The 23,066-nt window shown below is 59.6% G+C and carries 22 protein-coding genes and 1 pseudogene; 10 read left to right on the top strand and 13 right to left on the bottom strand.

Annotation, left to right across the window (positions count from 1 at the left end; genetic code table 11):
* Positions 1–32: 32 nt before the first annotated feature.
* Entirely contained in the window at positions 33–995 is a 963-nt protein-coding gene (gene trxB, locus FW764_RS25945) for a thioredoxin-disulfide reductase (RefSeq protein WP_446436368.1), read from the bottom strand.
* 293 nt (positions 996–1,288) lie between these two features.
* Here trxB and cysZ point away from each other — a divergent pair, with 293 nt between their 5' ends.
* Positions 1,289–2,053 carry a sulfate transporter CysZ gene (gene cysZ, locus FW764_RS25940; RefSeq protein ID WP_446436367.1) on the top strand — a complete coding sequence of 255 codons (765 nt, stop codon included), beginning with the start codon at positions 1,289–1,291 and terminating at the stop codon, positions 2,051–2,053.
* Between the two features lie 54 nt (positions 2,054–2,107).
* Positions 2,108–3,310, top strand: a complete 1,203-nt coding sequence (locus tag FW764_RS25935; protein ID WP_446436366.1) for a glycosyltransferase family 4 protein — start codon at positions 2,108–2,110, stop codon at positions 3,308–3,310.
* Here the strand turns inward: FW764_RS25935 and FW764_RS25930 are convergent.
* From FW764_RS25930 to rplU, 7 genes are all read right to left on the bottom strand, one after another.
* The gene (locus tag FW764_RS25930; RefSeq protein ID WP_446436365.1) at positions 3,279–4,382 is read right to left on the bottom strand and encodes an NADH:flavin oxidoreductase; all 1,104 of its coding nucleotides are present in this window, start codon (positions 4,380–4,382) and stop codon (positions 3,279–3,281) included. The two genes, FW764_RS25935 and FW764_RS25930, sit on opposite strands and share 32 nt — an antisense overlap.
* Before the next feature lie 163 nt (positions 4,383–4,545).
* Positions 4,546–5,028 (bottom strand): glutathione peroxidase, encoded by a 483-nt coding sequence (locus FW764_RS25925; protein WP_446436364.1) that lies wholly within the window; start codon positions 5,026–5,028, stop codon positions 4,546–4,548.
* A 102-nt stretch (positions 5,029–5,130) separates the two neighbouring features.
* Complete coding sequence (locus FW764_RS25920; protein ID WP_017137940.1) at positions 5,131–5,595, bottom strand: CreA family protein; 465 nt, start codon at positions 5,593–5,595, stop codon at positions 5,131–5,133.
* A gap of 15 nt (positions 5,596–5,610) precedes the next feature.
* Positions 5,611–6,729, bottom strand: coding sequence for a glutamate 5-kinase (gene proB / locus FW764_RS25915; RefSeq protein WP_446436363.1), 1,119 nt, complete (start codon positions 6,727–6,729; stop codon positions 5,611–5,613).
* Between the two features lie 136 nt (positions 6,730–6,865).
* Positions 6,866–8,089, bottom strand: a complete 1,224-nt coding sequence (gene cgtA / locus FW764_RS25910; RefSeq protein ID WP_017735024.1) for an Obg family GTPase CgtA — start codon at positions 8,087–8,089, stop codon at positions 6,866–6,868.
* A gap of 193 nt (positions 8,090–8,282) precedes the next feature.
* Positions 8,283–8,540, bottom strand: a complete 258-nt coding sequence (rpmA, locus tag FW764_RS25905; protein ID WP_003176049.1) for a 50S ribosomal protein L27 — start codon at positions 8,538–8,540, stop codon at positions 8,283–8,285.
* A gap of 34 nt (positions 8,541–8,574) precedes the next feature.
* A complete protein-coding gene (gene rplU, locus FW764_RS25900) occupies positions 8,575–8,889 on the bottom strand; it encodes a 50S ribosomal protein L21 (RefSeq protein WP_003176051.1) in 315 nt (104 codons plus the stop codon).
* 239 nt (positions 8,890–9,128) lie between these two features.
* Between rplU and FW764_RS25895 the strand changes: the two genes are divergently transcribed.
* The 3 genes from FW764_RS25895 to FW764_RS25885 all read left to right on the top strand — a co-directional run bounded on the left by FW764_RS25895 (position 9,129) and on the right by FW764_RS25885 (position 11,060).
* Positions 9,129–10,097, top strand: coding sequence for a polyprenyl synthetase family protein (locus FW764_RS25895; RefSeq protein ID WP_446436362.1), 969 nt, complete (start codon positions 9,129–9,131; stop codon positions 10,095–10,097).
* A 206-nt stretch (positions 10,098–10,303) separates the two neighbouring features.
* Positions 10,304–10,645 carry a zinc ribbon domain-containing protein YjdM gene (locus tag FW764_RS25890; protein WP_083356797.1) on the top strand — a complete coding sequence of 114 codons (342 nt, stop codon included), beginning with the start codon at positions 10,304–10,306 and terminating at the stop codon, positions 10,643–10,645.
* A 157-nt stretch (positions 10,646–10,802) separates the two neighbouring features.
* Positions 10,803–11,060, top strand: a complete 258-nt coding sequence (locus FW764_RS25885; RefSeq protein WP_005791321.1) for a PA4570 family protein — start codon at positions 10,803–10,805, stop codon at positions 11,058–11,060.
* A gap of 147 nt (positions 11,061–11,207) precedes the next feature.
* Here FW764_RS25885 and FW764_RS25880 read toward each other — a convergent pair whose 3' ends face one another.
* Positions 11,208–11,825 (bottom strand): FKBP-type peptidyl-prolyl cis-trans isomerase, encoded by a 618-nt coding sequence (locus FW764_RS25880; RefSeq protein WP_053257950.1) that lies wholly within the window; start codon positions 11,823–11,825, stop codon positions 11,208–11,210.
* A gap of 104 nt (positions 11,826–11,929) precedes the next feature.
* Positions 11,930–13,153 carry an OprD family porin gene (locus FW764_RS25875; protein WP_446436361.1) on the bottom strand — a complete coding sequence of 408 codons (1,224 nt, stop codon included), beginning with the start codon at positions 13,151–13,153 and terminating at the stop codon, positions 11,930–11,932.
* A 183-nt stretch (positions 13,154–13,336) separates the two neighbouring features.
* Here FW764_RS25875 and FW764_RS25870 point away from each other — a divergent pair, with 183 nt between their 5' ends.
* From FW764_RS25870 to FW764_RS25850, 5 genes and pseudogenes are all read left to right on the top strand, one after another.
* Positions 13,337–14,233, top strand: a complete 897-nt coding sequence (locus tag FW764_RS25870; RefSeq protein ID WP_446436360.1) for a LysR family transcriptional regulator — start codon at positions 13,337–13,339, stop codon at positions 14,231–14,233.
* 109 nt (positions 14,234–14,342) lie between these two features.
* Positions 14,343–15,770 (top strand): YfcC family protein, encoded by a 1,428-nt coding sequence (locus FW764_RS25865; protein ID WP_446436359.1) that lies wholly within the window; start codon positions 14,343–14,345, stop codon positions 15,768–15,770.
* Positions 15,771–15,789: 19 nt separating this feature from the next.
* Positions 15,790–17,616, top strand: a complete 1,827-nt coding sequence (locus tag FW764_RS25860; protein ID WP_446436358.1) for a CocE/NonD family hydrolase — start codon at positions 15,790–15,792, stop codon at positions 17,614–17,616.
* Between the two features lie 29 nt (positions 17,617–17,645).
* A pseudogene (locus FW764_RS25855) lies at positions 17,646–18,845 on the top strand (methyl-accepting chemotaxis protein); the annotation flags it as partial.
* Positions 18,837–19,700, top strand: a complete 864-nt coding sequence (locus FW764_RS25850; RefSeq protein ID WP_371317720.1) for a methyl-accepting chemotaxis protein — start codon at positions 18,837–18,839, stop codon at positions 19,698–19,700. The pseudogene FW764_RS25855 and the gene FW764_RS25850, both read left to right, overlap by 9 nt.
* A 640-nt stretch (positions 19,701–20,340) precedes the next feature.
* On the opposite strand, the gene FW764_RS25845 is transcribed toward FW764_RS25850, so the two are convergent.
* The 3 genes from FW764_RS25845 to FW764_RS25835 are packed head-to-tail and all read right to left on the bottom strand — an operon-like array spanning position 20,341 to position 23,064.
* On the bottom strand, positions 20,341–20,709 hold the full coding sequence (locus FW764_RS25845; RefSeq protein ID WP_446436357.1) for a glyoxalase superfamily protein: 369 nt from the start codon (positions 20,707–20,709) through the stop codon (positions 20,341–20,343).
* A 29-nt stretch (positions 20,710–20,738) separates the two neighbouring features.
* Positions 20,739–22,202, bottom strand: coding sequence for an N-acyl-D-amino-acid deacylase family protein (locus FW764_RS25840; protein WP_446436356.1), 1,464 nt, complete (start codon positions 22,200–22,202; stop codon positions 20,739–20,741).
* Position 22,203: 1 nt separating this feature from the next.
* Entirely contained in the window at positions 22,204–23,064 is an 861-nt protein-coding gene (locus FW764_RS25835; protein WP_446436355.1) for a MurR/RpiR family transcriptional regulator, read from the bottom strand.
* Positions 23,065–23,066: the final 2 nt, after the last annotated feature.

The raw sequence follows: 23,066 nt of genomic DNA, 5'->3' as shown, positions 1-23,066 counted from the left end.
GCCTCTCAGCCGGTTTTTTTATTTCAACGGGTTTAGAACGAAGCGTCATTCAAACCGTCGAGGTAACGCTCGGCATCCAGGGCCGCCATGCAACCGGCGCCGGCCGAGGTGATGGCTTGGCGGTACACGTGGTCAGCCACGTCACCGGCGGCAAAGATACCTTCGATGTTGGTGGCGGTGGCGTTGCCTTCACGGCCGCCCTGCACCACCAGGTAACCGTCCTTGGCTTCCAACACACCTGCGAACAGCGAGGTGTTCGGGGTGTGGCCGATGGCGATGAACACGCCGTCGACTTTCAGCTCGTCGAAGCTGCCGTCGTTGTTTTTCAGACGGGCACCGGTCACGCCCATGTTGTCGCCCAGGACTTCATCCAGGGTGGCGTTGAGCTTGAGGATGATCTTGCCTTCAGCGACACGGGCGTGCAGCTTGTCGATCAGGATCTTCTCGGCGCGGAAGGTTTCGCGACGGTGAACCAAGGTCACGGTGCTGGCGATGTTGGCCAGGTACAGTGCCTCTTCCACCGCCGTGTTACCGCCACCGACCACGGCAACCGGCTTGTTGCGGTAGAAGAAACCGTCGCAGGTCGCGCAAGCGGAAACGCCTTTGCCCATGAACGCTTCTTCCGACGGCAGACCCAGGTAACGGGCGCTGGCGCCGGTGGCAATGATCAGCGCGTCACAGGTGTAAACGCCATTGTCGCCGGTCAGGCTGTAAGGCTTTTTCGAGAAGTCGACTTGGTTGATGTGGTCGAAAACGATCTCGGTTTCAAACCGCTCGGCGTGTTCTTTCATACGCTCCATCAACACTGGGCCGGTCAGGCCATGGACATCGCCCGGCCAATTGTCGACTTCAGTGGTGGTGGTCAACTGACCGCCCGCCTGCATGCCGGTGATCAGCAGCGGCTTGAGGTTGGCCCGGGCAGCGTAAACGGCAGCGCTGTAACCGGCAGGGCCGGAACCGAGAATAATCACTCGCGAATGACGGGTATCAGACATGACTCACTCCTATCGACCACCCGGAAAACAAGGCGGCTGGAATAAAAAAGGACCGCGAAGCACTTGGGGAAGGCTTGAACTCGCAGGTCCTGAAAAATAATGGGTGCAGCGTATCGAGGGGGGCAAGATTAAGGAAATACGGAATAACAATCCAGCTCATAGGCGGTCTCTATGCAGTCAGCTCGGTTAATCGACACCTTTGTTACCGCTGATGTCGCCACATCGACCGCGCTTTCGCGTTGAATGCAAAGCCGGTAAGGTCGGCCCGTTCGTCTTCTTGCTCGGAGTTCTCCATGCCCGCCCCCGCTCTTTCCGGCCCGCAATACCTACGCGAAGGTCTCAAACTGGTGCTGAGCCCAGGCCTGCGTCTATTTGTGCTGCTGCCATTGGCGATCAACCTGGTGCTGTTCGTCGGTTTGATCTACTTCGCCGGCCATCAGTTCAGCCTGTGGGTCGACACCTTGATGCCGACGCTGCCTGGCTGGCTGAGCTTCCTCAGCTACATTTTGTGGCCGCTGTTTGTGGTGCTGGTGGTGCTGATGGTGTTTTTCACCTTCACCATGCTGGCCAATATTATCGCCGCACCGTTCAACGGCTTTCTCGCGGAGAAAGTTGAAGTGGTTGTGCGCGGCACCGACGACTTCCCGCCGTTCAGTTGGGGCGAACTAGTGGCGATGGTGCCGCGCACCTTGGCCCGGGAAATGCGCAAACTGGGTTACTTCCTGCCTCGCGCAATTGGTCTGTTTATCCTGTCGTTCATCCCCGTGGTCAACCTGATCGCCGCGCCGCTATGGCTGTTGTTTGGCGTTTGGATGATGGCGATCCAGTACATCGACTACCCGGCAGATAACCACAAGCTGGGGTGGAACGAGATGCTCGCCTGGCTGCGTCAGAAGCGCTGGCAGAGCATGAGTTTTGGCGGCATCGTCTATCTGGTGCTGCTGGTGCCGGTGGTCAACCTGCTGATGATGCCGGCAGCGGTGGCCGGGGCCACGCTGTTCTGGGTACGTGAACAGGGCGCCGACGCGATGGCCGCGCCCCAGGTGACCCAGTCATAAATCCATCATACTAATGACACAATGACGACATGGCCCACGGCGACACTGTGGGTCATGACGACAGCTTCGCTTCACATCACCTTAATTACCGAAACCTTCCCGCCGGAAATCAACGGGGTGGCCAATACCCTTGGGCGCCTGTGTGAAGGTTTGCGCGCGCGTGGCCATCAAGTCGAGCTGGTGCGCCCACGCCAGGGCTGCGATCAGAGCCGCCCCAGCGACGACACATTACTGCTGTGCCGTGGCTGGCCGCTGCCGGGTTACCCGGGCCTGCAATGGGGCCAGTCGTCGATGCACAAGTTGCTGCGACGCTGGACTCGCCAGCGCCCCGACGTGCTCTACATCGCCACCGAAGGGCCTTTGGGGCTGTCGGCGTTACGTGCGGCACGGCGCCTGGGGATCAGCGTCGTCAGTGGCTTTCACACTAATTTTCAGCAGTATTCCCAGCAATACGGCTTGAGCCTGCTTAGCCGCATGGTCACGCACTACCTGCGCTGGTTTCATAACCGTTCGACTTTGACCCTGGTACCCAGTGCCAGCCAACGCCTGGAGCTTGAGCGTCGGAATTTCGAGCGCCTGGGGATGCTCTCACGCGGCGTCGACAGCCAGTTGTTCCACCCGGCCAAGCGCGATCACGTACTGCGCGAAAGTTGGGCATTAAACAGTGAGCAAATCGCCGTACTGCATGTAGGCCGATTGGCACAGGAAAAGAACCTGGGCCTGCTTAAACGCTGCTTCGAAACCTTGCAAGACACCTACCCACTGCGCCAGATGAAACTGATCATCGTCGGCGATGGCCCGCAACGGGGAATGCTGGAAAAGGAACTGCCCGAGGCGATTTTCTGCGGCACTCTGCGCGGCGAAGAACTGGCCCGGCATTACGCGTCCGGTGACGTATTTCTGTTTCCCAGCCTGACCGAAACCTTCGGCAATGTGGTACTGGAAGCCATGGCTTCAGGTTTGGGGGTGGTGGCCTACGACCAAGCGGCCGCAACCCAGCATATTCGCCATGGTTACAACGGCGTACTGGCAATGCCGGGTGATGAGGATGCGTTTTGCGATGCCGCCAATTGGCTTCTGGAGGATGCGGAGAGTTTGCGCCGTATGCGTTTGAACGCCCGCCAGCATGCGAGCCGCCAGGGCTGGCCGGCGATTATCGAGCAGTTCGAAAGGCAATTGCGCGGCGTATGCAAGGACGAGCACCCGGTGCCCGCCCTGTCGCCCCTTACACCAACGTCGTCAACGCCTCACGACTGAACGGCAAGATGTCGCCTTCACGACCTTCGCGCACCTTCACCGCCCAATCTGGGTCCACCAGCAGGGCACGGCCCACAGCGACCAAGTCGAACTCGTCGTTGTTCAGGCGTTCCAGCAGTTTTTCCAGGCTTGCTGGTTGCGCGACCTTGTCGGTATTGACCATGAATTGCAGGAACTCCCCGTCCAGGCCGACGCTGCCGACAGTGATAGTCGGTTTGCCGGTGAGCTGACGTGTCCAGCCGGCCAGGTTGAGGTCGGAACCCTCGAATTCAGGCTCCCAGAAACGTCGGGTGGAGCAGTGGAATATGTCCACACCGGCGTCAGACAGTGGCTGGAGAAACTCACCCAGCGCCTCAGGGGTTTGCACCAGACGTGCGGTGTAGTCCTGCTGCTTCCACTGCGAGAAACGCAAGATGATCGGGAAGTCCGGGCCTACGGCGGCGCGGGTGGCTTGAATCAGTTCGATAGCAAAGCGTGAACGCTTGGCCAAGCTGCCGCCGTATTCGTCGGTGCGCTGATTGGTGCCTTCCCAGAAGAACTGGTCGATCAGGTAACCGTGGGCGCCGTGGATCTCTACGCCGTCCATACCGATGCTTTGAGCGTCCTTCGCGGCTTGGGCGAAGGCGTTGATCACGTCCTTGATGTCTTGGGTGGTCATGCCGTGCACCACCACAGTGCCATCCTTGAGTTTTTCCATCGGGCCGTAGGCTGGCACGCTGGCGTCAGGCTCAGTGCCGATACGGCGTACGCTGCCCACGTGCCACAGTTGCGGGACGATCTTGCCACCTTCGGCGTGCACCGCGTCGACCACTTTCTTCCAGCCGGCCAGCGCGGCCTCACCGTAAAAATGCGGGACGTTCGGGTAGCCGTTGGACGCCTGATGGCCGACCACGGTGCCTTCGGTGATGATCAGGCCAACGCCGGCGGCCGCGCGGCGGCGGTAGTACTCGATGACGTTGGAATTGGGCACGCCACCGGGGGAGAACGAACGGGTCATTGGCGCCATCACCACACGGGTCGAAAGCTGCAGCGCACCGAGTTGGAAGGGTTTGAACAAGGCTTGGACAGGCATGGGAGCACTCCACGGGAAAGGAATTTATGATGTGGATAATATGAGGAGTGCGATGTGCCGGGTAGCACTATTGATCGGGGTGATTAAGGGGTAGTAGTGATGAGGGGCTTGAGACGGCTGCGCAGTCCAGCGCAAGCAAGCTCCCTCGCCGCATGGGCCCGATTCAACTCAAGGCTTTTTCGATGGCCTGCACGATTGTCGGGTCATCCGGAGCGGTACGCGGCGAAAAGCGCGCCAGTACGCGCCCATCTTTGCCGAGCAGGAATTTCTCGAAATTCCAGGTGATGTCCCCAGGAAACTCGGCACCCTCGCCAGCCAGCAGGCGATAGAGCTGATGACGTTCCGGACCATTGACGTCGAGCTTGCTGCCCAACGGGAACGTCACACCATAGTTGAGGCTGCAAAATGCCCGGATCTCTTCCTCGGTGCCCGGCTCCTGGCCTGCAAACTGGTTGCACGGCAAGCCAAGTACGGTAAACCCATGGCTTTTATACTGCTGATAGAGGTTTTCCAACGCCGCGTATTGGGGGGTCAAGCCGCATTTGGAGGCCACATTGACCACCAGCACAACTTGCCCCTTGAAGGGCGCCAGCGGTAGCTCTTGACCGTCCAAAGCTTTGAGTTTCAGGTCGTGGAAAGCACTCATGACGAACTCCAGATATCCCATGTTCTTTTACGTTGCGGCCGTTCGAGATTACAGACCGCAAGCTTGCAATCATAGCCGCCGATTACAAAACTCGCCTGCGAACTACTGAGCGGTCGGCCAAGGCAAAATCGGAATCGCCGTAACGGCGTTTTGCGGGCTGCCTTCGATTAAACGGTCGCTGTAGACCAGGTAAACCAGGGTATTGCGCTTTTTGTCGAGGAAGCGCACTACCTGCATGGTCTTGAACACCAGCGAAGTTCGCTCCTTAAACACTTCGTCGCCGTCCTTGAGTTCGCCCTTGAAGTGAATCGGGCCGACCTGACGGCAAGCAATCGAAGCTTCGGCACGGTCTTCGGCCAGGCCCAAGCCACCTTTCACGCCGCCCGTCTTGGCGCGCGACAAGTAGCAGGTCACGCCGTCGACCTTGGGGTCATCAAACGCTTCGACCACGATCCGGTCGTTGGGGCCGACAAACTTGAACACCGTTGACACCTGACCAATCTCTTCAGCCGAGGCCAGCAGCGGCATGGCCAGCAGCAGGCCAAGTAATCCCTTCATTACGCGCATCGTGTATTCCTTCGCTTAGACCAGGATGAGGTTATCGCGGTGAACCAATTCTGGTTCGGCCATGTAACCCAATAGTCCGACAATCGCGTCAGACGATTGTCCAATGATTTTCTGCGCTTCAAGGGCGCTGTAGTTAGCCAGACCACGGGCGATCTCACGACCGTCCGGCGTAACGCACACCACCATCTCGCCGCGGCGGAAGCTGCCTTGCACCAATTTGACGCCTACCGGCAGCAAGCTCTTGTTGCCTTGAGACAGCGCCGACACGGCGCCATCGTCCAGCACCAGCGTGCCACGGGTTTGCAGGTGCCCGGCCAACCACTGTTTGCGCGCCGCCAGCATGCCACGTTCCGGCGACAACAGCGTACCGATGCGCTCGCCGGCCTTGAGGCGATCCAGCACGCGTTCCAGGCGCCCACCGACGATGATGGTGTGTGCGCCGGAACGCGCAGCCAGGCGTGCCGCACGCAGCTTGGTCTGCATGCCGCCACGGCCCAGGGCACCGCCAACGCTGCCGGCCACGGCGTCCAGCGCCGGGTCATCGGCGCGCGCCTCGTAGATCAGCTGGGCATTGGGGTTGTTACGCGGGTCGGCGTCGAACATGCCGTCGCGGTCGGTGAGTATCACCAGCAGGTCAGCTTCGACCAGGTTGGCCACCAGTGCAGCCAAGGTGTCGTTGTCGCCGAAGCGGATTTCGTCGGTGACCACGGTGTCGTTCTCGTTGATCACCGGGATCACCTTAAGCTCCACCAGGGCGCGTAAGGTGCTGCGGGCGTTGAGGTAGCGCTTGCGGTCGGAGAGGTCGTCGTGGGTCAGCAGGATCTGCGCCGTGTGGCGGCCGTGCTCGGCAAAGCTCGACTCCCAGGCTTGCACCAGGCCCATCTGGCCGATGGCGGCGGCGGCTTGCAGCTCGTGCATCGCGCTGGGTCGCGCGGTCCAGCCGAGACGGCTCATCCCGGCGGCAACGGCCCCGGACGACACCAGCACCAACTCAACACCGGCCTCATGCAAGGCCACCATCTGCTCGACCCAGACGCTCATGGCTGCGCGATCCAGACCTTTGCCATCCGCCGTCAGCAGCGCACTTCCGATCTTTACGACCCAGCGCTGCGCACCTGTCACTTTGCTCCGCATTATCTTCAACCTTAGAGTGAGGGCTGCGCGACCCAGCGCGGCCCATAACGTTATTCGTGACTACATTACTGACTACGTAAAACCCAGATACCAAAACGCCGCTCGAGAGAGCGGCGCTTAAGTTTACTGCAACGAATCAGTCGCGCACGTAAATGATTTCCGGACCGTCTTCATCATCCACGTCTTCTTCGTCCCAATCATCGTCGCCGATGTCATGGACCGACTTCACGCCGCTGCGGCGCAGGGCACGCTGGTCGTCCAGGGCTTGCAACTGGGCACGGGCTTCGTCTTCGATCTGCTGGTCGAGCTCGGCCAGTTCGGCCTTGAATACCGGGTCGGCCGCCAGGCGGTCGGCGCGGTCTTCCAGGTAGCGCATGATGTCGCGGGTCAGGCGCTCGGTGCCTTCTTTAGCGATGGCCGAGATCACATAGACCGGACCTTCCCACTCCAAGCGGTCGACGATTTCCTTGACGCGCTCTTCGTGCTCTTCTTCCAGAATCTGGTCGCACTTGTTCAGCACCAACCAACGATCACGCTCGGCCAGGGCCGGGCTGAACTTGGTCAGCTCACTGACGATCACTTCGGCGGCGTCTGGGGCGCTGGTGTCATCCAGCGGCGCCATGTCGACGAGGTGCAGCAGCAAACGGGTACGCGACAAATGCTTGAGGAAGCGAATCCCCAAGCCCGCGCCGTCGGAAGCACCTTCGATCAGGCCAGGAATGTCGGCGACCACGAAGCTTTTCCAGCGGTCGACGCTGACCACGCCCAAGTTTGGCACTAGGGTGGTGAACGGGTAGTCGGCGACTTTCGGCTTGGCGGCCGAGACCGAGCGAATGAACGTACTCTTACCGGCGTTCGGCAGGCCCAACAGGCCTACGTCTGCGAGTACTTTCATTTCCAGCTTGAGGTCACGCTGCTCGCCCGGCTTGCCCGGCGTGGTCTGGCGTGGCGCGCGGTTGGTGCTGGACTTGAATCGGGTGTTACCCAGACCATGCCAGCCGCCCTGCACAACCATCAGCTTTTGGCCGGCCTTGGTCAGGTCACCAATAACTTCCTGGGTGGCGGAGTCAATGATCGTAGTGCCGACCGGTACGCGCAGCACCAAGTCTTCGCCTTTTTTACCGGTGCAGTCGGTGCTGCCGCCGTTGGAGCCACGTTCGGCATCGAAGTGCCGGGTGTAACGGTAGTCGACGAGGGTGTTGAGGTTTTCGTCGGCCATCATGTAGATGGAACCGCCATCACCGCCGTCGCCGCCGTTAGGGCCACCGTTTTCGATGAACTTTTCGCGACGGAAACTCATGCAACCGTTACCGCCGTCGCCTGCTTTTACTCGGATGGAAACTTCATCAACGAACTTCATAACAAAACGCCTCTCGTCGCATGGACGAGCTTAAGAAACCAAGACATAAGACTCTTGCAAAAATGAGCGCAGCGACCTCAAACAACAACCGCCTATCCAGCGCCTGAGCCCATCACAAACAGCTTTGCAAGAGACTCACTCCACAAACGAAAAAGCCCCGTCGCGAGACAGGGCTTTTCCAGCGATCGCGCAATTAAGCGGCGACAACGCTCACGTAACGGCGGTTGAACGCGCCTTTTACTTCAAACTTGATCACGCCTTCGATTTTAGCGAAGAGGGTGTGATCTTTACCCATGCCAACACCGTAACCGGCGTGGAATTGGGTGCCGCGCTGACGCACGATGATGTTGCCCGGAATAATTTTCTGGCCGCCATACATCTTAACGCCAAGGCGTTTGGCTTCTGAGTCGCGACCGTTACGGGTACTACCACCAGCTTTTTTGTGTGCCATGAGTCAATTCTCCTAGTGAGGAATTAGGCTGAAATTAAGCCTGAATACCGGTGATTTTGATCTCGGTGTACCACTGGCGGTGGCCCATACGCTTCATGTGGTGCTTACGACGACGGAACTTGATGATGCGGACTTTATCGTGACGACCTTGGGAGATCACTTCAGCCACAACGGTAGCGCCAGCAACAACTGGAGCGCCGATGTTCACGTCATCGCCATTGGCGACCAACAGAACGCGATCAAAGGTAACGGATTCGCCGGTAGCGATTTCCAGTTTTTCGATCTTCAGGTATTCACCTGGGGCGACCTTGTATTGCTTGCCACCAGTAACAATTACTGCGTACGACATGGTATTTCTCCGATAATCCTGCTCACCCAGCGCTTTATAAGAAGAGGTATTGGCTGGCATGGCTGCATGGGATGGACGTCCCGAATGCAATTGCGTAAGGCAGGTGCTGCCCAGGAAGTTCAGGGTGCGCGATTGTACGCAAGGTAAATGGGTGTTGCAAGAGGCCGTCTATCGCGCCTTGACAGTGTCGGGCCTGGGTCCTAGCATGCCGCGCAACCCTTCTGGAGCGACTGTCGCTGATGCAACCCCAAGCTTTCTACCGCGCGGTCGCGGACGATTTTAGCGCCGTCGACGGCATCATCAAGCAGCAGCTGACGTCTAAAGTGCCGCTGGTCTCCAAAATTGGCGACTACATTACGTCGGCGGGCGGCAAACGCCTGCGTCCTTTATTAGTGTTGCTGTGTGGCAAGGCCCTGGGCCGCGAAGGCGATGACCTGCGCCTGCTGGCCGCCACCATCGAATTCCTGCACACCGCCACCCTGCTGCATGACGACGTGGTCGACATGTCCGGCATGCGTCGTGGCCGCGAGACGGCCAATGCAATGTGGGGCAACGCCCCAAGCGTGCTGGTCGGCGATTTCCTCTACTCGCGCTCGTTCGAAATGATGGTCGAGCTGGGCTCGATGCCAGTGATGAAGATTCTTTCACAGGCCACACGCATCATCGCCGAAGGCGAAGTGTTGCAGCTGTCGAAGGTTCGGGACGCCAGCACTACCGAAGAAACCTACATGGAAGTGATTCGCGGCAAAACCGCGATGCTCTTCGAGGCCTCCACTCACAGTGCCGCCGCCCTCTGCGGCGCCACTGCCGAACAAGCCGAAGCCCTGCGCACCTTTGGTGACCATCTGGGCGTGGCGTTCCAACTGGTAGACGACCTGCTCGACTATAAAGGCGACGCCGAGACCCTGGGCAAGAACGTCGGTGACGATCTGGCCGAAGGCAAGCCGACTCTGCCGCTGATCTACACCATGCGCGAAGGTACACCGGAACAAGCTGCCCTGGTGCGCAAGGCAATCCAGAAAGGCGGCATCGAAGACCTGGAAGCCATCCGTGCCGCCGTGGACGCTTCGGGCTCTCTGGAGTACACCGCACAACTGGCGCGTGACTACGTAGCTCGCGCCATCAAGTGCCTGGAAGTCCTGCCTGCCAGCGAATACCGGGACGCCCTGGTCGAGCTGAGTGAGTTTGCGGTAGCCCGCACGCACTGAGCAATATCTGCGAGCGCAGGCTTGTGTGGGAGCGGGCTTGCTCGCGAATGCGGAGTGTCAGTCACCGAAAGTGTTACTGACCCGACGCCTTCGCGAGCAAGCCTGCTCCCACATTTAGACCCCATTAGCAACTCGCTGCCCCGCTACAACTACAAAACCCTATATAATGTGCGACTTTAGCCATTCCTGACTTTCAAGGAGCTTTAGTGAGCACGTTGCCACCCTGCCCGAAATGCAATTCCGAATACACCTACGAAGACGGCGCCCAGCTGATCTGCCCGGAATGCGCCCATGAGTGGTCCGCCAGTGGCGAGGCCGAAGCGGCCAGCGATGAAACCGTGAAGAAAGACTCTGTAGGCAACGTCCTGCAAGACGGCGACACCATCACGGTGATCAAGGACCTCAAGGTCAAAGGCACGTCCCTGGTGGTCAAAGTCGGTACCAAGGTCAAGAACATCCGCTTGTGCGACGGCGACCACGATATCGATTGCAAGATCGACGGTATCGGCCCGATGAAACTCAAGTCTGAGTTTGTACGCAAAGTCTGAATCTGCTGCATCCATCCCGCGCCCGCCGCGGGATGGCGTTTTGCCTCCCCGTTGATCGAACGCACTATCCCCACAGAAAAATCTGCAAATCGCCAATAGGCACTTGCTATTCTGCTAATAAGAATTATTCTCATTGAAACTCTCAAGGAGAATGACCATGACTTATTTGATAGATGCCTGGCTGGACCGACCACACCCTTACCTGCGAATCCTGCATCGGGAAACCGGTGAAGTCTGTGCGGTGCTGGAAGAAGAAGCGCTCAATGAGCTGCAGGATCAAGGCGACCTGGACGTGAACGGCCTGAGTTCCAGTGAACCTGGGGTGCTGAAGGAAGTGGTGCGCAACCTGTTTCTGTTCTGCTATGCCCGGGCGTTGCGCCCGGCCACGGACCTCAATGGCAAGTTCCATCCATGAGATACCCTGCACAACTTGAGTGCACCTGCTTCATGCGAGAGCCGGGCTTGCCCGCGATCCAAACGACTCGGCCCTACCGGCTACCGAGTTGATGCCATCGCAGGCAAGCCAGCTCCGACCTGAAACCGGCGCCAACATTACCGAGTATTACAGAACGTCGAGCAGCTCAACGTCGAACACCAGAACGCTGTGCGGCGGGATGCTGCCAACGCCTTGAGCGCCGTAAGCCAGTTCGCTCGGCACGTACAGACGCCATTTGCTGCCGGCATTCATCAGTTGCAGGGCTTCGGTCCAGCCAGCGATCACGCCGCCAACCGGGAATTCTGCAGGCTGGCCACGCTCGTAGGAGCTGTCGAACACGGTGCCGTCGATCAGAGTGCCGTGGTAGTGAGTACGCACTTGGTCTTCACGGGTCGGCTTGGCGCCATCACCGGCGGTCAGCACTTCAAATTGCAGACCGGAAGCCAGGGTGGTGATGCCATCACGCTTGGCGTTTTCAGCCAGGAACGCCAGGCCAGCGCCAGCAGCCGCTTCAGCCTTGGCAGCCGCTTCAGCTTGCATGATTTCGCGGATAACTTTGAAGCTGGCAGCCATTTGCTCTTGGTCAACGCGGCTTGGCTTACCTGCGAAAGCGTCGGTCAGGCCAGCCAGGATGGCGTCGATGCTAACGCCCGGTGGCGGGTTGTCGCGCAGTTGGTCGCCCAACTGACGGCCGATACCGTAGCTGACGCGGGTTTCGTCGGTGGACAGATTAACTTCGGACATGAAGAGGCTCCGCTGTAGGGCAGCACGATTTCCCGTGCCATCCAAAACTAAAAGGGCCCGCAGACTAGCACACAAGACCGGCCGCTGATCAGCCCCCTTTCCGGCTACCAAAGGGCCAGGTCGTATGTCAGGTAGAGTCGGTAGTTGTCTCGGTCGCTGGCATAGGTCGAACGATAGGTCGCCTTGCGCAACTCCACGCCCAGGCCTTTGAAGGTACTGTCCTGGATGACGTAGCGCAGGTTGGTGTCAGATTCCCACTCCCGCGCTTCACGCCCCTTGTAATCACCGTTCTGTCCTTTGTAATAGCGGGTCATAAAACTTAAGCCTGGCAGCACTGCGGCGAAATCGTAGTCGTAGCGCAGCATCCAGGTTTGCTCACCGGCCTGGATGAACTTGCCCACGCCGGCGTTACTGAAGGAATACACCGTTGAGACACTGGCATAAGGCAACGCGGTGTCCCCGCTGACCTTCTGATAACCGACGCCGAACGCCTGCGCGCCCAGACGGTAGGTGAACAGCCCACTGACCATGTCACTGTCGACCTTGCCGTTGCGCGCCTCTCCCGCCTCATTGCTGATGAAATAACGCAAGTCACTGGTCAGCGTACCGCTGCCCACAGGCTGTTTATGCACAAGGCCGACAAATTGCTGGCGATAGAACTCTCGCATTTCGCCGTAATACCAAGTGCCACTCAGGCGTGGTGTGAAGGCATAAGTGGCACCCGCGAAATCGAAGGCGCTGCCTTCCTTGCCGCTGTAGCCCTGGGGATAAATGGCCACGCTGTCGGTGGAGTTTCGCTGCTTGAATTTATCCAGGTGCCCGGTGTGCAGGTACAGGTTGCGAATACCGGTGTATTCCAACTGAGCGCCCTGGAACGTCTGCGGCAGCAGGCGCCCGTCGTTTTGCACCAGCACCGGAATCTTCGGCAACAACGTGCCGGCTTTCACCACGGTATCGCCCCAACGCATCTTCAGGGTGACGCCTAAACTGGAGAACTCGCTGGCCGCGTGACCGTCATCGTGCACCGGCAATAAACCGGTGCCGGCATGGGTGGGGCTGGAGTCAAGGCGCAGGCCTGTCAGCCCCAACGCGTCCAGGCCAAACCCCACCGTGCCCTCGGTATAACCCGACTGCAGGTTGAGCAAAAAGCCCTGCGCCCACTCCTTGCGATCCTCGCCACCATCACGGTAATCGTCGTTGAAGTAAAAGTTACGCAAGGTCAATCGACCCTGGGAGTCTTCCCAGAAACCCTGAGCCAGAAGCACCGGTGACAGGCTCGCCAACACGCCCACCGACGCGATTTTCCCCCGCGTGAAAAACTCGCGCATAACTGTTTCCTCAATGCCTGTTGTGGTTTTTTATGGGCAGTTGCACCGCGCCATGCACTGGACGGCACGTCGCGTTGGAGCGGACACTAGCGGCTCATCGAAAGCCCCACAACGTTATGCGAGATGCGCATCAGGCTATGCGCAAAGCACCGCTCGCCCCTCGCAACCGACAGGAAAACCACGGTGAATCTCAAGCAGCTCGAAGCCTTCAAGGCGATCATGTCCACCGGCTCGACCATCGGCGCGGCAACGCGCATGGGCCTATCGCAATCGGCCGTCAGCCGCCTGTTGAGCCAACTGGAAGAGGCCTTGGGCTTCACCTTGTTTCTGCGCAAAAAGGGCCGCCTGATGGCCACCGCAGAAGCAGAAGAGTTGTTGATGGAAGTCGCCAGCCTGGTAGACGGCATGCAACGCATCCAACGCTTGGCTGACGAGATGCGCGTGGGCCGCTCGCGCAAGAGCCTGCTCAAGGTCGGAGTGCCCACCAGCATGACCCAGGAGCTGTTGCCTCGCATCGTCGCGGAGTTTCTCAAAAGCCATGAGGACATCGTCGTCGAGTTGCTTACCGGCTCGTATGACATGATCGAGCGTGCCGTGTTGGATCGCTCAGCCGACTTGGGTTTTGTGCGATTGCCGACGGAAATTCCCGACTTCGACATTGAGCCCGTGCTCCAAACCGAGGGCGTTTGCGTGATGCCCGCCAACCACCCACTGACCCGCCACGCCTGTATCGAGGTGCAGCATCTGCGCAATCTGCCGCTGGTCATGCTGGGACGACAAAGGGCCTTGCGGGCGGAGTTGAACCAAGTGTTTCGCGCCGCCAACCTCACGCCGCAGGTACGTGTCGAAGTGCACTCGGTGGGGGCGGCGTGCAGCTTTGTCGCCGAAGGCCTCGGGGTGTCGATCGTCAACGGTTTGCTGGCCAGCCACTTCCTGCATTTACCGATCGTTACCCGGCCTTTTCGACCAACGCTGCCCTATTCTTTCGGCCTGGCCTATCGCGCTAACGAGCCACGCCCACCGGTGGTGACGGCGTTTGCCGAGCATCTCAAACAGCGCCTGAACGCACAAAACGCATAGCCCAATCCAGCCTGCGCATAACGTTGTCGCCATAAAAACTTTGCCCTAGTGTCCGCTCCACACGCGTCACTCCCCCATAACAAAAACGGCGAACGCCGGGGCAGCCAGCATGAGCGAATCACAGATCATCCCCACCCAAGCGGTGGTGGAAAAACCCACGCAACGCAAACAGATCAACCCGGCCATTATCCTCCTGAGCATCGTCTTGCTTGCCGTGGCCTTCACCTACGCGGTGAACGCAGGCAAGTTTGAGCGCCAGAATGGGCTGGTGGTACCGGGCTCTTATCAGGTGCTGGAAAAACACGACAGCCTGAGCCAACTGTTTGCGCTGGAGCCGCGCAAGGCTGGCGATACGACGGCCCGCCCGGTGTCGCTGGTCGAAGGGTTCATGGCCATCCCTCAAGGCATCGAGAAACGCGCGGCGTTGATTTTCATGGTGTTGTTCATCGGTGGCATGTTCGGCGTGTTGAACAAGGCCGGCGTCATCGATGCCGGGCTGGAGCGCCTGCTGGGTTTGACCCGAGGCAATATCTACGTGCTGGTGCCGAGCCTGATGCTGGTGTTTTCCGCTGGCAGTACGTTCATGGGCTTGGCCAAGGAGTTCATTCTGATCGTGCCGCTGATGGTCGCCATGGCCAACCGGCTGGGGCTGTCGAACCTGATTGGGCTGGCCATCGTCGCGATTTCGGTGAAGATCGGCTATCTGGCGTCGATCTCTAATCCGGTGGCGTTGTCCGTCGCCCAGCCGATGGTCGGGTTGCCGATATTCAGTGGTTTGAGCATGCGCGTATTGGCCTACTGCACCTTCCTGCTGGTGGGCATTGCGTTCGTGTTGTGGAGTATTCGCCAGCACGGTTTCGATGCGACGGCGCAAATAACGTTCGAGCGTAGACCCTTGCCCACGCGCCACCTGATCAATCTGATCGTGCTGCTGGTGGGCATCGGTTTCCTGGTCTACGCCTCTAACCGCTGGGCATGGAAATACCATGAGCTGTCGGCGTTCTACTTGCTCCTGACCGTGACGTTCAGTGTGATCGCCGGGCTGGGTGCCAGCGTCGCCGCCAGTGCGTTCGTCGATGGCATGAAGAAAGTATTGATTGCCGGGGTGCTGATCGGCCTGGCCACCGCGGTGGAGATCATCCTCAGCACTGGCCAGGTACTGGACACCATCGTCAACAGCCTGGCCAACCTGGTGGGCGACCACGGTCCGATTGTGTCGGCCTACGGCATGTTCTTCGCGCAACTGGGTTTGGATGTGTTGATCCCGTCTACGTCGGGCCAGGCTGCGGTGACCATGCCAATCTTCGGCCCGCTGGGCCAACTGTCTGGCGTTAGCCCGCAGACCACTGTGCTCGCCTTTCTGATGGGTAATGGCCTGACCAACATGATCACCCCGACCTCCAGCGGCCTGCTGGTGTTACTGGCCACCGCTAACGTCGGCTGGGGCCAATGGGCCCGCTATATCCTGCCGCTGTTCCTGATCTACGCCGTGCTGGCGATGGTGTTGTTGGCCATCGCGGTCACGAGCGGTTACTGAGTCGATGAGTGTTTTCCCCATGCAAACCCTGCACAACCAAATGGTTGCGATGCGTGATGGCATCCACCTGGCTACCGATATCTATTTGCCGACCGGCAGCGACGGCCCCTTTCCAGTCGTCATCGAACGCACGCCGTACGACAAGAGCAAACCCTCACGCTCGGAAAAACAGCTGGACGGCCAGCACATCTCCCGCGAACAGATGGCAGCGCGTTTGACTGAACGAGGCTTTGTCGCCATCTTCCAGGACTGCCGAGGGCGCTATGCCTCCGAAGGGCTGTTCACCAAATACACCGCTGAGGGCGAAGACGGTTTTGACACCTTGGCCTGGATCGTCCGGCAGCCCTGGTGCAACGGCAAAATTGGCAGCATGGGCCTGTCTTACGCCGCTCATACCCAACTGGCGATGGCTTGCCTGCACCCACCTGGTTTGAGCAGCATGGTGCTCGACAGCGGCGGCTTCGCCAACGCTTACCAGTGCGGCATTCGCCAGGGCGGCGCATTCGAGCTCAAACAGGCTACGTGGGCCTTTCGCCAGGCCAAGGAAAGCCCGGCTGCCCTGGCCGACCCATACATTCGTCAAGCGCTGGAGCAAGAGGATATTCACCAGTGGTTTACCCGTATGCCCTGGCAACCCGGCCAGTCGCCCTTGCGCCATGTACCGGAATACGAGGCCTACATACTGGACCAATGGGCCCAGGGCGACTTCAGTGACTATTGGCGCAAGTCGGGTATCTACGCCGAAGGCCATTATTCGCAGTTGCCCGATATTCCCGTGTTGTTCATGTCCAGCTGGTACGACGCCTATGTCAGCTCCACCCTGGCCAACTACAACGCCTTTGAACACAACGGCACCGCGAACCTTCAGTTGGTAATGGGCCCGTGGCTGCATGGCGACCGCAATATCAGCCACAGCGGAGATGTGGAGTTCGGGCCGCAGGCGGTGTTCGATGGCCAGGTTGATCGAGACTGGCTGAGTTGCCGCCTGGCGTGGTTCGAGCAATCCCTCAAACCGTCGCCTCAGCCCGCAGAGACCCGTGTGGATGTTTTTCTGATGGGCGGCGGCAACGGCAAACGCGACCCCAACGGCCGCCTGCAACACGGCGGACGCTGGCTGCAATCGACGCAATGGCCATTGCCGGGCAGCCAGACGCTGACCCTGTACTTGAATGCGCAAACACAACTGACCCCGAGCGCTCCATCCGACCTCGACGCTCACATGAGCTACATCGCCGACCCCGCTCACCCGGTTCCGACCATTGGTGGCGCGCTGACCTCCGGCGCCCCGGTATTTGTGGGCGGTGCTTTCGACCAACGTGAACGCCCTGACTTCTTCGGCACCCGAGGCGACAACAGCCCACTAAATGAACGCGAAGATGTACTGAGTTTCCAGACCGAACCACTCGACGAAGACCTGATCGTTGCAGGCAGCGTACAGATTGAGTTGTGGATCGACAGCAACGCGCCTGACACCGATTTCACCGCCAAGCTGGTGGACGTGTATCCACCGAGCATCGATTATCCCGACGGCTTCGCGATGAACATTACCGATGGCCTCCGACGCTGCCGCTATCGCGAATCCTGGGAACAGCCGACGCTGCTCACGCCCGGCGAGCGGGTCAAGGTGCTGATCGAGCCCTTTGCCACCTGCAACCTGTTCAAACGCGGCCATCGACTGCGCCTGGACATTGCCAGCAGTAATTTCCCGCGTTTTGACGTCAACCCCAACAGCGGCGAACCCTCAGGCCAAGCCAGTCATCCACGGGTCGCACGCAATACCGTGCACATGAGCCAGAGGGCTGCGTCGTGCCTCAGGCTGACCGTGGTGCCCGCCGCCCTACTGTGAGCCCCGAGGGTCGCCATTGCTGCCAGGCAATGGCGACCCTTCGTCGCAGCGGTAAGAAAAGTACTTCAGATTCATCTCTCGTCGCCGATACAGCCCTACACACTTTGGCTGGCTCAAACAACAACACCGTCCAGCAGACATACATCATTCTTGCGGAGCATTCGATGAATAGCTGGTTCGGCAACATCAGCGTCAACCTCAAACTCGGCCTGGGCTTCGGCCTGGTGCTGGTCCTCACCTCGATCCTGGCACTGACCGGCTGGACCAGCCTGGGCGGGCTGATCGACCGTAGCAACTGGATGAGCGACATCACCCAGCTCAACGCCTCCCTGACAAAACTGCGTATCGTGCGCCTGCAGTACATGCTGGCAAACGGCGATGAGGCCGTGGCACAGAACGTACAGACTAGCCTGGACGCCTTCGCCGCCCAGCAACAGAAGCTGTTGGACAGCTTCAAGAGCCCGGAAAACCGCAAGCTGCTCACCGACCAGAAAGCCGTCATCACCGCTTACCAACAGTCGCTGAACAAAATGCGCGAGGCCTACCGTAACGGCAATGCCGCGCGCCAGGTCATGGGCGACAAGGCTGATATTGCCAATGCCCAGATCGAAGCACTGGACACCACCGCGCAGCAGATGCCCGACAGCCCGGAGCGCTACACGCAATACCAGGCTATAACCAACGCCAAGGAAGAGTTCCAGCTGGCCCGTTATGAAGTGCGCGGTTACACCAACACGGTCAACGCAGAGACCGAAGCCCGCGCCGCTGCGCAAATCGAGAAAGCCATCGGTGGCTTGAAAGGTCTCAACGCTGCGTTTGGCAGCAGTCAACAAAGCGCATTGACCTCACTGGAAACTGCACTGGGCGCCTATCGCAGCGCCGTGCAGAGCTACAAGGCAGCCAACGCCAATATCGTCAGCGCCCGTGCCGAAATGACCACGCAAGGCGCCGATATCGTCACCATCAGCGACAAGCTGTATGACATTCAGTTGGATCGCCGCGACGCCGAAAGCGCCCAGGCCCGCAGCCTGCAGTTGATCAGCACTTTTCTGGCCCTGCTGGTCGGCGTCATCGCGGCCTGGGTGATTACCCGCCAGATCACGCGCCCGATCCAGGAAACCCTGGCCGTGGTGGAGCGCATTGCCTCCGGCGACCTGAGCCACAACATCCAAGTGACCCGTCGTGACGAACTGGGCGTGTTGCAACAAGGCATCCAGCGCATGGGCACCACCCTGCGTGAATTGATCAGTGGTATTCGCGACGGCGTGACCCAGATCGCCAGCGCTGCCGAAGAGCTGTCGGCCGTCACCGAGCAGACCAGTGCCGGCGTCAACAGCCAGAAGATCGAGACCGATCAAGTCGCCACCGCTATGCACGAAATGACTGCCACGGTGCAGGAAGTTGCGCGCAACGCCGAGCAGGCGTCCCTGGCCGCTGCCGATGCTGACGGCCAAGCCCGCGCAGGTGACAAAGTGGTGGCCGAAGCCATCGCCCAGATCGAACGCCTGGCCGCTGAAGTGGCACGTTCCACCGACGCCATGACGCACCTGCAACAAGAGAGCAACAAGATCGGCAGCGTGATGGATGTGATCAAGGCCGTGGCCGAGCAGACCAACCTGCTGGCGCTCAACGCCGCGATTGAAGCGGCGCGTGCCGGTGAAGCCGGTCGTGGGTTTGCCGTGGTCGCCGACGAAGTCCGTGGCCTGGCCCAACGCACCCAAAAATCCACCGAAGAAATCGAAGGCCTGGTGGCGGGTTTGCAGAACGGCACCCAACAAGTGGCTACTGTGATGAACAACAGCCGCAGCCTCACCGACAGCAGCGTCGAGCTGACCCGTAAGGCCGGTGTGTCGCTGGAAAACATCACCCGTACGGTGTCGAACATCCAGTCGATGAACCAGCAGATTGCAGCGGCGGCCGAGCAGCAAAGCGCCGTGGCTGAAGAGATCAGCCGCAGCATTGTGAACGTGCGTGATGTGTCGGAGCAGACCGCAACGGCGAGTGACGAGACAGCGAAGTCGAGTGTGGAACTGGCGCGTTTGGGCAGCCAGTTGCAGCAGATGGTCAGTCATTTCCGGGTTTAAAAAACCAAAAAGCCGCCTCGATTTAAGCCGAGGCGGCTCCACTTCTCAGACCTTACAGGTCATCAAAGCTGTCCCGCAGGAGTGTCCACACGTGATAAACACGCAGGGCATTCACTACGAGGTTCCACGTACGTCGTGCAAACTTAGACATACTCGGCCCTCCTTGAGTTGGGCCTTACCTCCAGCGCACTTACCGGAACACGTGAGCCTTCAGACGCAGATCGATACGTCCTTTGAGGTGGCCGGGCTAATGGTCCTTCCGCATCAATCCGGCACGGATTACTAGCCCGTGGCGGTCGGTCCAGAATTCGCGCGCATACCCGGCTCACCTAAAAAGCGACAAACGCAGAACGGGGAAGATCCTAACCAACATTCCCGTCTAAGGTGTGTCGAACAGTGGTCAAATATCCAGTATCGCCTGATAGATTCATTGAAAGAGTTTGCAGTCAAATCAAGCAAGAGAAAGGATGCCTAAAGTAAGCATGCCGGCCATCATTCCGTCTTGCGTGATGACATGACCAGCGGTAGTATCCAACTGCAGGTCGATGCGTCTTTTGAGATAGCAACCCCAGCCGCAAACTGGGTTTGCAATAAAAAACCGCCCTACTAAGGCGGTTTTTTATTGCCTGCAATTTACCCATCAGCCCTCGCCTTCCTCAACAAACACCAGCCGATTCCCAAACGGATCACTGATGCTCATCTCCCGCGAGCCCCACGGCGTTTCCTCAACCCCAGGCTTGGCATAACGGTAATCTTTGGCCAGCAACTGCTGCTGATACGCGTCCACCTCTTGCGCCTGAATCCGCACCGCCGACCCCGGCGAAGCATCGCCATGATGCTCGGATAAATGCAGCACACATTCGCCCAACGACACCTGCAAATACAACGGAAAATTCGCCTCGAAGCGGTGCTGCCAGTCGACCTTGAACCCGAGGAACTCGACGTAGAATTCCAACGCTTTGGCCTCGTCGAAAATCCGCAAAATGGGGGTGACTTTTCCTAAGTGCATGGCGACAGCTCCGTGTATGAAAGCGCCCACTATAGAGACGAAAACCCACCACGCAAATCCCCATTGCGCGCCAGGAATCGCCCCGGCCGCTGACCATTGGCCTGACCATCGCTGTAGCTCAACACCCCGTTGATCCACACGCCATCAATGCCCTCAGCGGCGCGCTGTGGCGCTTTGAAATCCGCCACATCGCGCACGTGCAACGGGTCGAACAACACCAGGTCAGCCCAATACCCTTCACGAATTTCGCCACGCTCGGCCAAGCCAAAACGCGCCGCCGACAACCCCGTCATTTTGTGCACCGCCGTGTGCAGCGGGAACAATCCCACATCCCGGCTGAAATGCCCCAGCACTCGCGGAAACGCGCCCCACAACCGTGGATGGGGGAACGGGTCTTCAGGCAAACCATCAGAGCCGACCATCGACAGCGGATGCGCGAGGATGCGGCGTACATCCGCCTCATCCATCCCGTAGTACACCGCCCCTGCCGGTTGCAGGCGACGTGCTGCGTCCAGCAGCGAAACCTCCCACTCGGCGGCGATATCCTGCAAGTCGCGCCCGCCGACCTCCGGGTGTGGCGTCGACCAGGTGATGGTGATGCGAAACGCATCCGTGACCTGCTTCAAATCCAGCGTCGACGAGCTGGCCGCATAGGGATAGCAATCACAGCCCACCGGATGGGTTTTCGCCGCCAGCTCCAGCGACGCCAATAGCTGCGGACTCCGCCCCCAGTTCCCCGCGCCCGCACATTTCAGGTGAGAAATAATCACCGGCACCTGGGCATGTCGGCCAATCAGAAACGCCTCGTCCATCGCCTCCAGCACCGGTTCGAATTCACTGCGCAAATGGGTGGTGTACACCGCACCGAAGGCCGTCAGTTCTTCACTCAGTTGCAGCACTTCATCGGTCTCGGCATTGAATGCGCTGGCGTAGGCCAGACCTGTGGATAAACCCAGCGCACCGGCCTCCAGGCTTTGCTGCAATTGCATGCGCATGGCGGCAATTTCATCGGGCGTGGCGGTGCGGTGCAGGTCGTCCATATGGTTGCTGCGCAGGGCCGTATGGCCGATCAGCGCGGCGACGTTGACCGCCGGATGCGCGCTTTCCACAGCCGCACGGTAATCGGCAAACCGCGGATAAACGAACGCTTCACGCGAACCCAACAGGTTCATCGGGTCCGGCGGGTCGCTGCGCAAATTGACCGGCGAGGCGCTGATGCCACAGTTGCCGACAATCACCGTGGTCACACCCTGGCTGAGCTTGGGCAACATCTGCGGGTGACGGATCACTACCGTGTCATCGTGGGTGTGCACGTCGATAAAGCCCGGCGCCAACACCCGGCCATTGGCCGCGATTGCGTGCTCGGCCTGCGCGGTCGACAGGTCGCCAATCGTTGCGATCCGCCCTGCCCGCACACCGACATCCGCGACATAACCCGGGGAGTTGCTGCCATCAATGATCAGCGCCTGGCGAATCAGCGTGTCGTACTTCATATCAATCTCCAAGCGGCAGGCTATCGGGGCCGCCGCGATAGTCGTCCAGGGCCAGCTTGATCCGGCGCAGGCGCTCCTGGTTGTCGTCCGGCATGGCCAGCGCCAGCTCGGTAGCGAGCAGGTCGATGGCCAACAGCATGCCGTAGCGTGCCGCCGTGGGCTTGTAGATAAAACTGGTTTCGGCCGGTTGCAGTGGCAGCAACACGTCTGCCAACTGGGCCAGCGCAGAGTCGGCCAAAGTGATGGCGACGATGGGGGTGTCGTAGTTGCGCGCCAGCCTCACCACATCCAACAACTCGGGCGTGAGGCCGGAGAGCGAGCAAACGATCAGGGCATGCTCAGGGCCCAGCGTCGCGGCCGTCACACGCATCATCACCGGATCGCGGCACGCGGCAATCGGGTAACCCAGGCGCACCAGTCGCACCTGCAACTCCTCACTGCACAGGCTCGACGGGCCGCCCATGCCGAACGCGTGAATCATCCGCGCTTTGCCTAACAGGCTGACGGCGTGGACAAAACTTGCCTGGTTAAAACCTGACAGATGCTGACGCAAGGTCAATTCGATATCGCTGAGAATCTGCCGATGAAACGCCGACTGCTCCGGCAACCCCGCCGGGTCCAGAAAGCGGCTGCCGACGCCGCTGGCTTGGGCCAATTGCAGGCGCAAGTCACGCAAGTCGCGGCAACCCACGCTGCGCGCAAACCGCGACAAGGTCGCTGTGCTGACCTCGGCCCGTTGCGACAACTCTTCCAGACTGGCCGACGCGGCAAAGCCCACGTCATCAAGCATCAGCTTGGCGATACGCCCTTCGCCAGCGCTGAAGGAATCCTGGCGGGCGCGGATCTGGTAGAGAATGTCCATGG

It is taken from the genome of Pseudomonas sp. 1152_12 (assembly GCF_052850675.1).
This window is presented reverse-complemented; position numbering and strand designations above follow the sequence as displayed.

What these genes read in the sequence shown, in the direction of transcription:
- trxB (WP_446436368.1), bottom strand. Translation starts at nt 995, where the DNA reads ATGTCTGATACCCGTCATTCGCGAGTGATTATTCTCGGTTCCGGCCCT.
- cysZ (WP_446436367.1), top strand. Translation starts at nt 1,289, where the DNA reads ATGCCCGCCCCCGCTCTTTCCGGCCCGCAATACCTACGCGAAGGTCTC.
- FW764_RS25935 (WP_446436366.1), top strand. Translation starts at nt 2,108, where the DNA reads ATGACGACAGCTTCGCTTCACATCACCTTAATTACCGAAACCTTCCCG.
- FW764_RS25930 (WP_446436365.1), bottom strand. Translation starts at nt 4,382, where the DNA reads ATGCCTGTCCAAGCCTTGTTCAAACCCTTCCAACTCGGTGCGCTGCAG.
- FW764_RS25925 (WP_446436364.1), bottom strand. Translation starts at nt 5,028, where the DNA reads ATGAGTGCTTTCCACGACCTGAAACTCAAAGCTTTGGACGGTCAAGAG.
- FW764_RS25920 (WP_017137940.1), bottom strand. Translation starts at nt 5,595, where the DNA reads ATGCGCGTAATGAAGGGATTACTTGGCCTGCTGCTGGCCATGCCGCTG.
- proB (WP_446436363.1), bottom strand. Translation starts at nt 6,729, where the DNA reads ATGCGGAGCAAAGTGACAGGTGCGCAGCGCTGGGTCGTAAAGATCGGA.
- cgtA (WP_017735024.1), bottom strand. Translation starts at nt 8,089, where the DNA reads ATGAAGTTCGTTGATGAAGTTTCCATCCGAGTAAAAGCAGGCGACGGC.
- rpmA (WP_003176049.1), bottom strand. Translation starts at nt 8,540, where the DNA reads ATGGCACACAAAAAAGCTGGTGGTAGTACCCGTAACGGTCGCGACTCA.
- rplU (WP_003176051.1), bottom strand. Translation starts at nt 8,889, where the DNA reads ATGTCGTACGCAGTAATTGTTACTGGTGGCAAGCAATACAAGGTCGCC.
- FW764_RS25895 (WP_446436362.1), top strand. Translation starts at nt 9,129, where the DNA reads ATGCAACCCCAAGCTTTCTACCGCGCGGTCGCGGACGATTTTAGCGCC.
- FW764_RS25885 (WP_005791321.1), top strand. Translation starts at nt 10,803, where the DNA reads ATGACTTATTTGATAGATGCCTGGCTGGACCGACCACACCCTTACCTG.
- FW764_RS25880 (WP_053257950.1), bottom strand. Translation starts at nt 11,825, where the DNA reads ATGTCCGAAGTTAATCTGTCCACCGACGAAACCCGCGTCAGCTACGGT.
- FW764_RS25875 (WP_446436361.1), bottom strand. Translation starts at nt 13,153, where the DNA reads ATGCGCGAGTTTTTCACGCGGGGGAAAATCGCGTCGGTGGGCGTGTTG.
- FW764_RS25865 (WP_446436359.1), top strand. Translation starts at nt 14,343, where the DNA reads ATGAGCGAATCACAGATCATCCCCACCCAAGCGGTGGTGGAAAAACCC.
- FW764_RS25860 (WP_446436358.1), top strand. Translation starts at nt 15,790, where the DNA reads ATGCAAACCCTGCACAACCAAATGGTTGCGATGCGTGATGGCATCCAC.
- FW764_RS25850 (WP_371317720.1), top strand. Translation starts at nt 18,837, where the DNA reads ATGGGCACCACCCTGCGTGAATTGATCAGTGGTATTCGCGACGGCGTG.
- FW764_RS25845 (WP_446436357.1), bottom strand. Translation starts at nt 20,709, where the DNA reads ATGCACTTAGGAAAAGTCACCCCCATTTTGCGGATTTTCGACGAGGCC.
- FW764_RS25840 (WP_446436356.1), bottom strand. Translation starts at nt 22,202, where the DNA reads ATGAAGTACGACACGCTGATTCGCCAGGCGCTGATCATTGATGGCAGC.
- FW764_RS25835 (WP_446436355.1), bottom strand. Translation starts at nt 23,064, where the DNA reads ATGGACATTCTCTACCAGATCCGCGCCCGCCAGGATTCCTTCAGCGCT.